14 protein-coding genes and 1 pseudogene are annotated in these 12,593 nt (G+C 72.5%); 5 read left to right on the top strand and 10 right to left on the bottom strand.

Going from position 1 to position 12,593, the window contains the following annotated elements; genetic code table 11:
* Positions 1–246 (top strand): annotated as a pseudogene (locus tag L2I40_RS09955) (hypothetical protein); the annotation flags it as partial.
* 5 nt (positions 247–251) lie between these two features.
* Here L2I40_RS09955 and L2I40_RS09950 read toward each other — a convergent pair.
* The 8 genes from L2I40_RS09950 to L2I40_RS09915 form a co-directional block, all read right to left on the bottom strand.
* A complete protein-coding gene (locus tag L2I40_RS09950; protein ID WP_237214749.1) occupies positions 252–677 on the bottom strand; it encodes a YciI family protein in 426 nt (141 codons plus the stop codon).
* Positions 678–699: 22 nt separating this feature from the next.
* Positions 700–1,722, bottom strand: a complete 1,023-nt coding sequence (locus tag L2I40_RS09945; protein WP_237214748.1) for an MBL fold metallo-hydrolase — start codon at positions 1,720–1,722, stop codon at positions 700–702.
* A 135-nt stretch (positions 1,723–1,857) separates the two neighbouring features.
* Positions 1,858–2,490, bottom strand: coding sequence for a DNA-3-methyladenine glycosylase family protein (locus L2I40_RS09940; RefSeq protein WP_237214750.1), 633 nt, complete (start codon positions 2,488–2,490; stop codon positions 1,858–1,860).
* A gap of 44 nt (positions 2,491–2,534) precedes the next feature.
* Positions 2,535–3,812 (bottom strand): TRAP transporter large permease, encoded by a 1,278-nt coding sequence (locus L2I40_RS09935; protein ID WP_237214747.1) that lies wholly within the window; start codon positions 3,810–3,812, stop codon positions 2,535–2,537.
* 157 nt (positions 3,813–3,969) lie between these two features.
* Positions 3,970–4,578 carry a TRAP transporter small permease gene (locus tag L2I40_RS09930; RefSeq protein WP_237214745.1) on the bottom strand — a complete coding sequence of 203 codons (609 nt, stop codon included), beginning with the start codon at positions 4,576–4,578 and terminating at the stop codon, positions 3,970–3,972.
* Between the two features lie 85 nt (positions 4,579–4,663).
* A complete protein-coding gene (locus L2I40_RS09925) occupies positions 4,664–5,641 on the bottom strand; it encodes a DctP family TRAP transporter solute-binding subunit (protein ID WP_237214744.1) in 978 nt (325 codons plus the stop codon).
* Between the two features lie 106 nt (positions 5,642–5,747).
* Positions 5,748–6,380 (bottom strand): YjbE family putative metal transport protein, encoded by a 633-nt coding sequence (locus L2I40_RS09920; RefSeq protein WP_237214743.1) that lies wholly within the window; start codon positions 6,378–6,380, stop codon positions 5,748–5,750.
* A gap of 220 nt (positions 6,381–6,600) precedes the next feature.
* Complete coding sequence (locus L2I40_RS09915; RefSeq protein WP_237214742.1) at positions 6,601–8,001, bottom strand: L-lactate permease; 1,401 nt, start codon at positions 7,999–8,001, stop codon at positions 6,601–6,603.
* A gap of 47 nt (positions 8,002–8,048) precedes the next feature.
* Here L2I40_RS09915 and L2I40_RS09910 point away from each other — a divergent pair, with 47 nt between their 5' ends.
* Positions 8,049–8,471 carry a gamma-glutamylcyclotransferase family protein gene (locus tag L2I40_RS09910; protein WP_237214741.1) on the top strand — a complete coding sequence of 141 codons (423 nt, stop codon included), beginning with the start codon at positions 8,049–8,051 and terminating at the stop codon, positions 8,469–8,471.
* On the opposite strand, the gene L2I40_RS09905 is transcribed toward L2I40_RS09910, so the two are convergent.
* Entirely contained in the window at positions 8,402–9,358 is a 957-nt protein-coding gene (locus tag L2I40_RS09905; RefSeq protein WP_237214740.1) for a DMT family transporter, read from the bottom strand. The genes L2I40_RS09910 and L2I40_RS09905 overlap by 70 nt on opposite strands.
* Positions 9,355–10,212: a DMT family transporter gene (locus tag L2I40_RS09900; RefSeq protein ID WP_237214739.1), complete on the bottom strand. Its 858-nt coding sequence runs from the start codon at positions 10,210–10,212 to the stop codon at positions 9,355–9,357. The genes L2I40_RS09905 and L2I40_RS09900 overlap by 4 nt, the downstream gene beginning before the upstream one ends.
* A gap of 105 nt (positions 10,213–10,317) precedes the next feature.
* Here L2I40_RS09900 and L2I40_RS09895 point away from each other — a divergent pair, with 105 nt between their 5' ends.
* The 3 genes from L2I40_RS09895 to L2I40_RS09885 form a co-directional block, all read left to right on the top strand.
* Positions 10,318–11,388 carry a ketopantoate reductase family protein gene (locus L2I40_RS09895; RefSeq protein ID WP_237214738.1) on the top strand — a complete coding sequence of 357 codons (1,071 nt, stop codon included), beginning with the start codon at positions 10,318–10,320 and terminating at the stop codon, positions 11,386–11,388.
* Positions 11,385–12,140, top strand: a complete 756-nt coding sequence (locus L2I40_RS09890) for an SDR family NAD(P)-dependent oxidoreductase (protein WP_237214737.1) — start codon at positions 11,385–11,387, stop codon at positions 12,138–12,140. Before L2I40_RS09895 ends, L2I40_RS09890 begins: the two co-directional genes overlap by 4 nt.
* Positions 12,141–12,155: 15 nt before the next feature.
* A partial coding sequence (locus tag L2I40_RS09885) for an MFS transporter (RefSeq protein ID WP_237214736.1) occupies positions 12,156–12,593 on the top strand: 438 nt, incomplete at its 3' end.

The raw sequence follows: 12,593 nt of genomic DNA, 5'->3' as shown, positions 1-12,593 counted from the left end.
GCCTTCGGCGCACCGTCCGTGTCCCTGGCGCCGGCGGCGGTCGCGGCCTGGGCCGCCACGCAGCGCGTGCGGATCGTCACGCCCTGGGCGCCGACCGGCTGGACGGCGGCGGCGCTCGATGGGCTCGGCGTGCCCCTCATCCGGCTGCGCCGCGACTGGGACAGCGCCTGCTGGCCGCATGCGACCAAGGGCTTCTTCTCCTTCCGCGAGCGGATCCCCGCGCTGATCGGGACGCTGCTGCGGTAGTCGCGTCAGCCGCGCTTCGCCACGCCCCTGGCCGCGCGCTCATGCGGCGCGCGGGCCTCCGGCGTCAGCGCCTCGCCGAAATCCTCCATCGTGTAGAAGGGCCGGATCTCGATCTCGCTCGGCCCCGGCATGGGGTTCGGACAGCGCTTCGCCCATGCGACGGCGTCCGCCATGTCGCGGACCTCCCAGATCCAATAGCCGGCGACGAGCTCGCGCGTGGCGGAGAAGGGGCCGTCGATCACCGTCCGCGCCGCGCCGTCGAAGGCGATGCGCTTGCCCTCCCGCGATGGCCTCAGCCCGTCGCCCGACAGCAGCACGCCGGCATGCGCCAGCTCCTCGTTGAAGCGCCCCATCGCCTCGATCAGCCCGGCGGAGGGCATCACGCCGGCCTCGCTATCCTCCGTCGCCTTCACCAACACCATCACGCGCATGATCCGGTCCTCCGCGTTACCGTCAGGGCGAGAGCGGACGGCCGAAGGCCGCCTCGATCTCCGCGGTCCACGCTGCCTCCTGCCCCGCATAGCGGGGCGAGAGGTGGAAGGGCGCCAGGCGCCGGACGCCGGCCTCGCGCGCGATGCTGCCCGCCGCCCGCGTCGTGAGGTGCATCCGATCCGCCGCGATGGCGGCATCGGCGGAAAGGAAGGGCGCCTCGATGAACAGCGTGTCCGCGTCGCGCGCCAACGCGATGGCGGCGGCACGGTTCGGCGGCGTGTCGCCGAAATCCGTCAGATAGGCGATGCGCTGGCCCGGCGTGACGCCGACCAGGTCGCGCAGCGCGCCGAGCGGCAGGCGCGGCGCCCCGGCAGCCTCGCCCGTCCGCGCGAAGACCGGGATCGCGTGATCGTCCGGCAGTCCCAGCGCGACAGCCGCCTTCAGCCCGGCGAGCCACGGGCCGAGGGGCAGGCCGCGTGCCTCCGGCCCGCCGCGCCGGATGTTCAGATGCATCGCCTCCTCCAGCGCGAAGCCGAGCGAGGGGGTGTGATGATCGAGCAGCGCCGCATGCAGCCGGAGCGCACCGATCTCGAGCACGGCTCCATCCCTTGGCCCGTCTCGCGGCGCGTCCCGCGCATCCTCCGGCGCGAAGCCCGACTGCAGCCGGAAGCATACGCGGTGCAGCCGGTCGGGGTGTACCTCCGTCGCCTCGATCGCGAGCTCCGGCGCGATGCGGTCCACCAGGTTCCAGGTGTAGCTGCGGAGGCGCCGTTCCAGCAGCGCGGCGAAGCCCGGCGGCCCGACGACCTGCAGCCGCTTCGCGCGCCCGATCAGCGGGCGCAGCAGCCGGTCGAAGTCGGACCAGTGGTCCATATGCGCGTGGCTCACGCAGAGCAGGTCGACGCGTAGCAGATGCCCGGTCGAAAGTGCCGAGAGATCGCCGCAGTCGAACAGCACCGCGCCCGGCGCATGCATCGCCTCGACGAAGACGGCCGGATCGCCCGCGATGCCGTTGAGCAGCCGCGGATGGAGCGTCGGGTTCATTCGCGACATCTACTCCTTCTCCCGCTTGCGGGGGGGCGACGCATCGCGTCGGCGCCGGAGCGGTCGGCTTCAGCCGACAACGAGCAGGCTTGTAGGGGTCGGGGGCAAGGATCAGCGCCGCCCCGCTGCACGACCCTATTGCGGCTTGAACTTGCTCGCCTTGGCCGCGTCCGCCGCGCGCCAGAGATACCACGCCGCGATGGAGCGATAGGGCGCCCAGGGCTCCCCGAGCGCGGCAAGCTCCTTCGGCTTCAACTGTGCATCCGCCCGGGTCGCCACCCGCCAGCCCTCGCGCACCCCGAAATCGTCCACCGGCAGCACGTCCTCGCGCCCCAGGGTGAAGATCAGCAGCATCTCCACCGTCCAGCGCCCGACGCCGCGGATCTGAACGAGACGCTCGATCAGCGCCTCGTCCGCCATGCGCGCCGCCGCCTTGCGCGTCGGCACGAGGCCGCCGACCGCCTTCTCCGCGATGTCGCGGATCGCCGCGACCTTCGATCCCGACAGGCCGCAGCCGCGCATCGCCTCGGCCGGCGTCTCCAGCACCGCCGGCGCGGGCGGAAAGTCGTGGCCGGGATAGAGCGCGATGAAGCGGCCGAGGATCGCCTCCGCCGCGCGGCCATGCACCTGCTGGTGTGCGATGGCGCGCACCAGCGCCTCGTAGGGCTCGCGCCTCACGGGCCGTAGCGTGCAGGGCCCGACCTGGCGGATCAAGGACTTCAGCACCGGATCGCGGCGCAGGTGCTTCAGCGCCTCCGGCCCGCCCAGCGCGGGGGCGGGCCGGGGCGGCTTCGCGACAAGCGCCGGAGGTGTCACCGGAAGACCAGCGTCGGCAGTGCGAGCGAGATCCAGGGCACGTAGGTGATCACCATCAGGCAGGCGAAGATCACGCCGATGAAGACCGGCAGGTAGCGCATCATCCTGTCGATGCTGGTGCCCGCCACCTGCGCCGCGGCGAAGAGGTTCACGCCGAAGGGCGGCGTGATCATCCCCATGGCCAGGTTCACCACCATCACCGTGCCGAAATGCACGCTGTCGACGCCGAGGCGCGACGCCGCCTCGGCCAGGATCGGCGCGAGGACGATGATCGAGGCCGAGGTCTCGACGAACATGCCGACCACGAAGAGGAAGAGGTTCACCGCCAGCAGGTACCAGCTTGCGCTGTCGAAGGTCTCCACCAGCCAGGCGGCTGCCATGTCCGGCACGCCCTGGCGGTTCAGCAGCCAGGAGAACAGCGCCGCGCAGGCGATGATGAACATGATGACCGCGGAGCTGATCACCGACTTGCGGAAGATGGGATAGAGGTCCCGCAGCCCGATCTCGCGATGGATGAAGAGGCCCACGATCAGCGCGTAGATCACCGCGACGACGGACGCCTCGGTCGGCGTGGTGATGCCGCCATAGATGCCGCCCAGCACGACGACCGGCATGAAGAGCGCCCAGCCGGCCTGCCGCGTCGCGGTCAGGAAGGGCAGGCGGCCCTCCCCGTCGCGCTTGCCCCAGCCCTTGATGCGGCACCAGACCAGCACCGTGCCGACCAGCGCAATGGCGATCAGCACGCCCGGCCCGAAGCCGGCGATGAACATCTCCGGGATGCTCGTCTGCGTGCTGACGCCGTAGAGGATCATCGGGATGGAGGGCGGGATGACGACGCCGAGCTCCGCCGCGGTGGCCTGTAGCGCGGCCGCGAAGGCCACCGGATAGCCCGCGCGCACCAGCGCCGGGATCATGATCGCGCCGATCGCGAAGGTGGTGGCGACGGAGGAGCCGGAGATGGCGGCGAAGATCATGCAGGTCAGCACGCAGGTGGCAGGCAGCCCGCCCTGGATGCGCCCGACGATCGACTTGGCGAAGTCCACCAGCCGGCGCGAGATGCCGCCCACCTCCATCAGGTTGCCGGCCAGGATGAAGAAGGGGATCGCCGCCAGCGGGAAGCGGTCGATGCCGACGAAGAGCTGCTGCGCGGCGACGATCAGCGGGAAGTTGGTGTAGCCGGCGATGCCGACCACCGCGGCGATGCCGATCGCCACCGCGACCGGGATGCTGGCCGCGAAGAGGACCAGCATCACCGTGAGCATCGCGCCGCTCATTGCGCGATGCCCTCAAGCGCCGGGCGACCGCATGCGCGGCCTTGGCTGCGCGCCACGCGCTGCTGTGCGTGATGGCTCTGTCGGTCTGGGCGCGGGCCGCATTCGCTGCCTCGGATCGCGCAAGGCGCGATCCGCAAGCCCTGGTTGCTCGGCCTGCTCATACCGCGTTCTCCAGTTCTTCGGCGCGGCGGTCCAGGAAATGCGCGGTGGCGCCCACCATCGCGAACAGCGCGCCGAGCGGGATCGCCGCATACGCGTAGGCCATGGAGAATTCGAGGCCGGCGATGGTCTGGAACTGCACGCGCTCCGTCATCGACCAGCCGAACCAGAACATCACGCCCATGAAGGACAGCACGAAGGCCAGCGTCGTCGCCTCCACCGTGCGCCGGATGGCGCCGCGCGCGTAGCGGTGCGCGACGTCGATCGAGACGAGCGCGCCCGCCCGCAGCGCGACCGCGACGCCCAGGTAGCACATCCAGATCAGCGCGACCCTGACCAGCGCCTCGGACCAGGGGGAGGGCGTGTTGGTGGCGAAGCGGGAGAAGACCTGCCAGGCGCCGGCCGCGACCGCGACGCTCAGCGCCGCGCAGGCGAGGATCGCCGCGATCTCCGTCGAGACGCGGTCGATCGTCAGGATCGCCCGCCGCAAGGCCGCGCGCGGCCCGCCGCCGTGCCGATCCCCGCTGCCCGCCCAGAGCGCGATGCCGACCGCGACCACGGTCGCGGCGACGGTCACCTGCAGCGGCATGACGTTCATCGCGTTCATCGTCTCTCCCGCCGAAGCGCGCGACCAAAGAGAAGGGCGCGGGGGGCAGACCCCCCGCGCCCGGTTCAGCCCGTGCCGTCCGGGCTTACGAGCCCGGGCGCCATTCCCGGATGCGGCGGATCAGCGCGCTGTCCAGGCCCTGCTCGATCTGCGCGGAACCCGCGGCCAGCGCCTGCTGGAAGGCGGCGCTGTCGACCTGCGTCACCACCGTCATGCCGCGGCGGCGGAGCTCATCAACGCCGGTCTGCTCGTCGGAGGTGACGCGCGCGCGGTTGGCCGCCGCGGCGTCACGCCCGGCCTGCATCAGCGCCGCGCGGTCGGCCGCGTTCAGCCGGTTCACGAAGCCCGGATTGCAGAGCAGCAGCGCCGGCGAATAGACGTGGCCGGTCAGCGTCAGGAAGCGCTGCACCTGGTTCAGGTTGTTGTTCAGGATCACCGGGATCGGGTTCTCCTGCCCGTCCACCGTGCCCTGCTGCAGCGCCGGCACCAGCTCGCTGAACGCCATCGGCGTCGGCAGCGCGCCGAGCGTCTGGAAGGCGCGCATGTGCACCGGGTTCTCCATGGTGCGGACCTTCAGGCCGCGCACATCGGCCGGCGTGTTCACCTCGCGCCGGCTGTTGGTCATGTGCCGGAAGCCGTTCTCGAGCCACGCCACCGCGAAGATGCCGCGCGCCGGGAAGCGGCCGAGCAGGTCCTGGCCGATCTGGCTGTCCAGCACGCCGCGGGCATGGGCGGTGTCGCGGAACAGGAAGGGCACGTCGAGGTTGCGCGTCTCCGGCACGAAGTTGCCGACCGGGCCGGTCGAGGTGATCGTGCATTCGATGGTGCCGATCTGCACCGCCTCGATCGTCTCGCGCTCGTTGTCGTTGCGCTGGTAGACGACGCGGAAGCGGTTGTTGGTCATCCGCTCGAAGGTTTCCTTGAACGCCGTCGTGCCGGCCCCGTAGTGGCTGTTGATGCCGATCGGGTGCTGGAAGGTCACCTGCGTCTGGGCGAGCGCCGGGGCGGCCCCCAGCGGCAGCGTCAGCGCGGCGGCAAGCGCCATGCGGCGGGTCAGGTTCATGGATCGCGTTCTCCCCCTTGGGCAGGGCGCGGCGCGCCCCTTGCCTCCGGGTATAGGTTAACCCTGCGCAATCCTTCAATCCCGCCCGTTGTCGGGTCAGGTCGGCTCAATGCCCGCCATGAGGCACCAGGGGAAGGCCGAGCGCGAGCGCCTCGTTCGCCGCCGCCGCACCCTCCCACAGCAACTCGACGCCCACATAGGCGATCAGCGCCAGCCCGACATAGGCGATGACCCGGTAGCGGTCGAGAAGCCGCGCCAGCGCCCCGCCCAGCAGGCCCATCAGCAGGATTGAGAAGGCCAGCCCCGTGACCAGCATGGTCAGGTTGTTGCGCGCCACCGCCGCCACGGCGAGCACGTTGTCGAGGCTCATCGAGACGTCGGCCACGACGATCTGCCAGAGCGCCTGCATCAGCGTCTTCTCGGATCCCGCCTCGCCGTGCGCGTCTGAGTCCTCGCCGCCGTGACGAAGCTCCTTCCAGAAGCTCCACGCGATGTAGAGCAGCGCCAGGCCACCCGCGATGTCCACCCACCACAGGCTGAGCAGCGCGCTTGCGAAGACCGAGAAGACGATGCGCAGCACGGCCGCGGCGACGATGCCGAACAGGACGGCCCGCGCCCGAAGCGCAACCGGAAGCCCGGCGGCGGCAAGGCCGATCACCACGGCATTGTCGCCCGAGAGAACAATGTTGAGCCACAGGATCTCCGCGAATTGCGGCGCCTGCGCGAGCAGCTGATCCATCGGGCACTCCCATGCGGCGCGACCAGCCGTCCCGCCCTGCGGCACCGAGGCTAGCCGCGTCTCGCCGCACCGTGACCTTTCCGGACCGTGTCAATGCCGACACAGGCGTCCATGCCGACATGGGCGCCGTCAGCCCGCGATCGCCCAGCCTCCGCAACGGGCGACCTGGCGGTCGAGTGGACGGCGGCCGGCCACGCGGCCCTGGCGGCCACGGGACGCCTCATCCCAGCCACGCCACGCCGATCCAGCCGATCAGAAGCACCGCGGCCAGCGACGGCGCCAACAGCCGCCACAGCTGCCCCTGCCGCGTGCCGTCGCCGAGCAGCCCGCAGATCATCGCCGTCACCGCGAAGGACATCCCCGACCCCGCGGCGCCCGCGAAGTTGTGCAGCGCCGGCGCCAGGATGCCCGGAATCCCCGCCGCCTGGCCGAGCGCCGCCTGCACGGGCATCAGCGCGGCGTTGGAGCCGACATTGCTGCCCGTCACGATGCCCGACGCCAGTCCCAGCACCGGCACCGCATAGGGCGCGAGCGGCCCGAGCCCCTCTGCCGTCGCGCCCGCCAGCGCCGCGGCGATGCCGGACCCGGCCAGCCAACGCGCCAGCACGACATAGAGCAGCATGACGACGACGGGCCGCTTCGCCCGCGCCAGCGCCGACCGCGCCGCCCCGCCGCCATCCGCGCGGAGCAGCAGCAGGCCGCCGGCGAAGATCCAGAGCACGACGGCGACATGGGTGAGCGGGAAGCCGGGCAGGTCGGCGAAGGGCCGCCATTCCGGCGCGCCCGGGACGGCGCGCGCCAGCAGCAGCGCCGCCGTCAGCCCCGCATAGGGCGCGAGCAGTCGCGCCGCCCGCCGCCACTCCGCCGCATCGCGCGGCGTGTCGAGCCGCCAGAGCAGCACCAGCAGCGGCAGGCCCGTCGCGACGATCCCCGCCGCCTCGAAGGGGAACACGGCGTGGCTGCCGATCAGCAGCGCGCCGACCACCGCCAGCACCGCCATCTGCACCGCGCGCTCCCGCGCCGGCACATGCATGCCCGCCGCCGCGCAGAGCCGCCACAGCACCGGGCCGAGGCAGAGCAGCCAGGCGGCGTTGGGCCAGGCCGTCGCCGCCGCGATGTCCTGCGCCGGCACCCCGATCAGCGCCGCGCCGAGGGCCGTTCCCGGCCCGAGCCCGCCCCAGGGCACCAGCGTGAGCGACAGCAGCGCCATCGCGCCCGCGGGCGCGCCGCGGATGCCCATGGCGCGCAGCGCCGAGAGCGCGAAGACCGCGCCGACGCCGAAGCCCGTCACGCTTTCGAGGAACCCACCGGCCAGGAGGGTGGCGACGAAGATCCGCCGTGCATCTGGCGGCCGTGCCGTGGCGCCGATCTCCCGAGTCACCGCCGCATGGAACAGCAGCCCGCCCGTCACCACGCCGATCGGCTTCAGCGCGAGGAAGGCGCCGCGCGCCGTCTCCTCCGCCAGGAAGGGCAGGGGCGTGCTACCCGCCGGCAGCGTCAGGAGCACCGCCGGCACCGCCATGACGAGCGCGGCGAGCACCGCCGGCACCGGCCCCGCGCGCCCCGAGACCAGCAGCCCGACAAGCAGCAGCAGCGGCGCCGCCTGCAGCGCGAGGATCATGCGCCCCGCCTTGCCGCGCCGCGCGCCGCGCGCCAGCCTCGCGCGCGATGTTCGACCCGCTTCCCTACGCCGCCTATGGCAGCAATCTCTGGCACGCGCAGATGCGCGCGCGCTGCCCGGGCGCCGAGGTCGCCGGCGCGCTGACGCTGCCCGGCTGGCGCCTGGTGCTGCGCAAATTCGCCCTGGTCGAGGCCGAGGCCGAGGCCGATGCCGCCGTGCCGATCGGCCTCTGGCGCGTGACACCCGCGCATCTCGACACGCTCGACGACATCGAAGGCCGCCACACCTACGCCCGCCGCCGCATCGCGCTGCCCGGCGGCGGCGAGGCCTGGATCTACCACGAGATCCGCCATCGCCCCGGCCCGCCTTCTGCCGAATACGTGGATCGCCTGCGCCACGGCTATCGCGACTTCGGCTTCGGCACGTCGCCGCTCGACGCCGCGATCGCCGCATCCGGCTTCACGGGCTGAGGCACCAAGGGGGCAGGGGCCAGCGGCGCCGCCTTCCGCTGCGCCACCTTCGCCTCGCGCTGCGTGATGTAGAGCGCGCTGCCGACGATCAGCGCCGCCCCGAGCCAGAGCCACGCATCCGGCACCTCGCCGAACAGCGCGATGCCGAAGCCCGCCGCGAAGACCAGCCGGACATAGGAGATCGGCGCGACGACGGACGCATCCGCCAGCCGCAGCGCATTGATCCAGAGATGCATCGCGAACGGCCCGCACATCGCCGTGCCCAGCAGCAGCGCCGCATTCCACCAGCCAGGCCAGGCCAGCACAGGAATGGCGAAGGGCAGCGACAGCGCCGTCGTCATGACTCCGATGTAGAACATGATCGTGCCAGTCCGCTCGCTGCGCGCCAGCATCTTCGTGGTCAGCACGATCCCGGCGCCGAGGAAGGCCGCGCCGATCGCGGCGACGACCGGCCAGCCGATCTCCACCGCGCCGGGCCGGACGATCGCCAGCACGCCGAGGAAGCCGACCAGCGTCGCGCTCCAGCGCCGCCAGCGCACCCGCTCGCCCAGCACCGGCCCGGCCAGCGCGGTGACGAACAGGACGGAGGTGAAGGACAGCACCGTCGCCGCGGCCAGCGGCAGCGTCGTGAAGGCGAGGAAGTACATGTACCACGACACGCCCGACAGCAGCCCGCGGAACAGGTTCAGCTTCAGCTGGCCCGTCTGCACCAGCCCCGCCGGATCCCGCAGGAAGGCCGGCAGCGTCCAGGCCAGCTGACCGAGGGAGCGCGCCAGCACGATGGTCGCCAGCGGCACGCCCTCGATCGCCTTCACCACCACCGTCTCGAGGGTGAAGAGGAAGGCCGAGCCGACCGCGAGCAGCCCGGCCTTCGCCATCGGGCTCATCGCCGGCGCGCCTCCGCCACCGTCACGACGATCGCGCCGCCGACGATGATCGCCGCCCCCAGCCAGCCCCAGGCATCCGGCGCCTCGCCCCAGAACAGCCAGGCGGCCGCGGCGACGAAGACGAGGCGCAGATACTGGAAGGGCGCGATGGCGGAGGCCTCGCCGGCCCGCAGCGCCTCCGTCACCAGCCAGATGATGGCGGGCGAGACGCTCGCGACCGCGAGCAGGATCGCCCAGTCGGCCAGCGACAGCGACTGCCAGGCCAGCACCGCGAAGGGCGCGCTGCCGGCGAAGGTGATCAGGCCCACCCAGGCGAGGATCGTCGCCGTGCTCTCGGTCCGCGTCAGCCGCCGAGAGGTCAGCGTGATGCCGCACCAGGCGATCGCCGCGCCGATCGCCAGTGCCGCGCCGAGCACGTCCACCCCGCCGCCCGGCCGCAGCATCACCGCGATCCCGACGAGTCCCGCCAGCGCGCCCGCCCAGCGCCAGCGATCCACCCGCTCGCCCAGCACGGGCCCGGCCATCAGCGTGGTGAAGACGACGTTGGTGAAGGACAGCACCGTCGCCGTCGCCGCATCCAGCCGCGCGAAGGACGCGTAGTAGCCGCCCCAGGTCAGCAGGGACGCGACGCCGCGCAGCACATGCAGCCCGGCCCGCTGCGTGCGGAACACGATCGCCCCGGTCGCCAGGATCGCCGGCAGCGTCCAGAGCAGCTGCCCGCCGGCCCGCGCCGCGATCTGCATCTCCGTCGGGATGCCGCGCGCCGTCATCCAGCGGATCGCCAGCGCCTCGGCCGCGAAGATCACCGCCGCCGCCGACATCAGCGCAGCGCCGCGCAGATTGTCGTCCTTCATGTGCGGCGCATTGACGTCGGCTGGGTCCCGGCTAGCGTGGGTGCAGTTGATCCGCCGCCGGCCGGCCGCGCAAGCGCCGCCGGCGCATGAGGGAGTTGCGCCGAGGTGGCCAAGGACGCCGAGCAGGCCGAGGCGCGCGCCGCCCTGGATCGCGGCCCGATCCTGATCTGGGGCGCCGGCGCGATCGGCGGTACCATCGGCGCGCATCTGGTCCGCGCCCGCCACGCCGTGGTGTTCGTGGACATCGTCGAGGATCACGTCGCCGCCATCCGCGACCCGTCGCGCGGCCTCGCGCTGGAAGGCCCGGTCGCGTCCTTCACGGTCACCGCGCCGGCCCACACGCCGGCGACGCTGCAGGTCGTGTTCCGCCGCGTCTTCCTCTGCGTGAAGACGCACGACACCGAGGCCGCCTGCCGCCAGCTGCTGCCCCACCTCGCCCCGGACGGCTATGTCCTCTCGCTGCAGAACGGCCTCTGCGAGCGCACCATCGCCGCGGTCTGCGGCGCCGATCGCACCATGGGGGCCTTCGTCAATTTCGGCGCCGACTGGCTCGGGCCGGGGCGCATCCTCTACGGCAACCGCGGCGCGGTGGTGGTGGGCGAGCTCGACGGCGCGGCGACGCCCCGCGTCACGGCGTTGCACGCGCTGCTGCGCGACACCTTCGAGCCCGATGCGGTGCTGACGCCGAACATCTGGGGCTATCTCTGGGGCAAGCTCGCCTATTCCTCGCTGCTCTACGCGCAGGGCCTGGCGGAGAAGGGCATCGCCGACACGCTGGCGCGGCCCGAGCTGCTGCCGCTGATCCGCGCGCTCTGCGGCGAGGTGATGGCGACCGCGCGGGCGGAGGGCGTGGCACCGCTCGGCTTCAACGGCTTCGACCCGGCGGCCTTCATGCCCGGCGCGAGCGAGCACACCGCGCGCGCCTCGGTCGCCAAGATGGTCGAATTCAACCGCCCCAACGCCAAGACGCATTCCGGCATCTGGCGCGACCTCTGGGTGCGCCGCCGCGCCACGCCGGCCGACGCGCAGATCGGCGCCGTCCTGCCCATCGCCCGCGCGCATGGCATCGCGACCCCGGCGCTCGCGCGCCTGATCGCGATGATCCACGAGGCCGAGCGCGGCACGCGGCCGATGTCCGACGACAACCTGACCGAGCTGACGAGGATCCTCGCATGAACATCCGCTTCGACGGCGTGACGGTCGCCGTCACCGGCGCCGGCCATGGCTTCGGCCAGGCCATCGCGCGCAGCTTCGCGGGCCTCGGCGCGCGCGTCTTCGCCTGCGACCTGTCGGAGCGGGAACTGGCCGAGACCGCCGCCGGAACCTCCATCGCGACATCTGCCTTCGACCTGACCGCGAAGGGCGCCGCCGAGGGCTGGATCAAGTCCATCGAGGACGCGACCGGCGGCGCCGTTGGCGTGCTCGTCTCCAACGCCGGCGGCGTGCGCGGCCAGGTGATGCGCCCGGTCGAGGAGGTGCCGGAAGAGGACTGGCACGCGATCTTCGACATCAACACCCACGCCGCCTTCCGCCTCGCCAAGGCCGCGGCCCCCGCGATGAAGCGCGCTGGCACCGGGCGCATCGTCACGATCACCAGCGGCGCCGGCCTCAAGCCCAGCAAGACCGGCATCCAGGCCTATTGCGCCGCGAAGCACGCCCTCGTCGGGCTGACCAAGCAGCTCGCGCGCGAGCTCGGCCCCTTCGGCATCACGGTGAATTCGGTCGCCCCCGGCTTCGTGCTGTCCAACCCTTCCACCCTCGTGCAGTTCGAGAGCTATGGCGAGGCCGGCAAGAAGGCGCTGGTCGAGGGCCTCGCGCTGCGTCGCCTCGGCGCGCCGCAGGACATCGCCAATGGCGTGCTGTTCTTCGCGAGTCCGCTCGCCGACTGGGTGACCGGGCAGATCCTGTCGGTGGATGGGGGCAGCTGACACGGGCGGGCCGTCGTGCCCGCCTTCCCCTGGGCGCTGATCGCGACCGGCTGCTTCGCCTTCTTCGCCGTCTCCTCGAGCGGCAACGTCCGCGCGCCCTTCCTGCTCGACATGGCGCGCGACCTCGGCACGTCGCTCGCCCTCGCGGCGAACCTGATGGCGATCAGCGCGATCGCCTGGGGCATCGGATCGCTCGTCGCCGGCGCTTGGTCGGACCGGATCGGCCGACGCCCGTTCCTGATCCTCGGCCCGCCCGCGCTCGCCGCCACGCTGGCGGGCGTCGCGCTGGCGGATGGCTATGCCGCCGTCGCCGCCTGGGTGACGCTCGCGGGCCTCGCCGCCGGCGCGGTCTCCGCCACCGTGGTGGCCGAGGTCTCGGCCCGCGTCGTGGATCGCCAGCGCGGCCGCGCGCTCGGCTGGACGCTCTCGGGCCAGTCGCTCGCCATCCTGCTC

Source organism: Falsiroseomonas oryziterrae (assembly GCF_021864505.1).
In the GTDB taxonomy this organism is placed as follows: Bacteria; Pseudomonadota; Alphaproteobacteria; order Acetobacterales; family Acetobacteraceae; genus Falsiroseomonas; species Falsiroseomonas oryziterrae.
The sequence above is the reverse complement of the archived record's forward strand: the minus strand, read 5'-3'. Positions and strand labels throughout refer to the sequence as shown.

Excerpts from the sequence above, each read along its gene's own strand:
- L2I40_RS09890 (WP_237214737.1), top strand. The coding sequence starts at position 11,385 with ATGAACATCCGCTTCGACGGCGTGACGGTCGCCGTCACCGGCGCCGGC.
- L2I40_RS09905 (WP_237214740.1), bottom strand. The coding sequence starts at position 9,358 with ATGAGCCCGATGGCGAAGGCCGGGCTGCTCGCGGTCGGCTCGGCCTTC.
- L2I40_RS09935 (WP_237214747.1), bottom strand. The coding sequence starts at position 3,812 with ATGAGCGGCGCGATGCTCACGGTGATGCTGGTCCTCTTCGCGGCCAGC.
- L2I40_RS09950 (WP_237214749.1), bottom strand. The coding sequence starts at position 677 with ATGCGCGTGATGGTGTTGGTGAAGGCGACGGAGGATAGCGAGGCCGGC.
- L2I40_RS09925 (WP_237214744.1), bottom strand. The coding sequence starts at position 5,641 with ATGAACCTGACCCGCCGCATGGCGCTTGCCGCCGCGCTGACGCTGCCG.
- L2I40_RS09945 (WP_237214748.1), bottom strand. The coding sequence starts at position 1,722 with ATGAACCCGACGCTCCATCCGCGGCTGCTCAACGGCATCGCGGGCGAT.
- L2I40_RS09920 (WP_237214743.1), bottom strand. The coding sequence starts at position 6,380 with ATGGATCAGCTGCTCGCGCAGGCGCCGCAATTCGCGGAGATCCTGTGG.
- L2I40_RS09915 (WP_237214742.1), bottom strand. The coding sequence starts at position 8,001 with ATGATCCTCGCGCTGCAGGCGGCGCCGCTGCTGCTGCTTGTCGGGCTG.
- L2I40_RS09900 (WP_237214739.1), bottom strand. The coding sequence starts at position 10,212 with ATGAAGGACGACAATCTGCGCGGCGCTGCGCTGATGTCGGCGGCGGCG.
- L2I40_RS09930 (WP_237214745.1), bottom strand. The coding sequence starts at position 4,578 with ATGAACGCGATGAACGTCATGCCGCTGCAGGTGACCGTCGCCGCGACC.
- L2I40_RS09910 (WP_237214741.1), top strand. The coding sequence starts at position 8,049 with ATGTTCGACCCGCTTCCCTACGCCGCCTATGGCAGCAATCTCTGGCAC.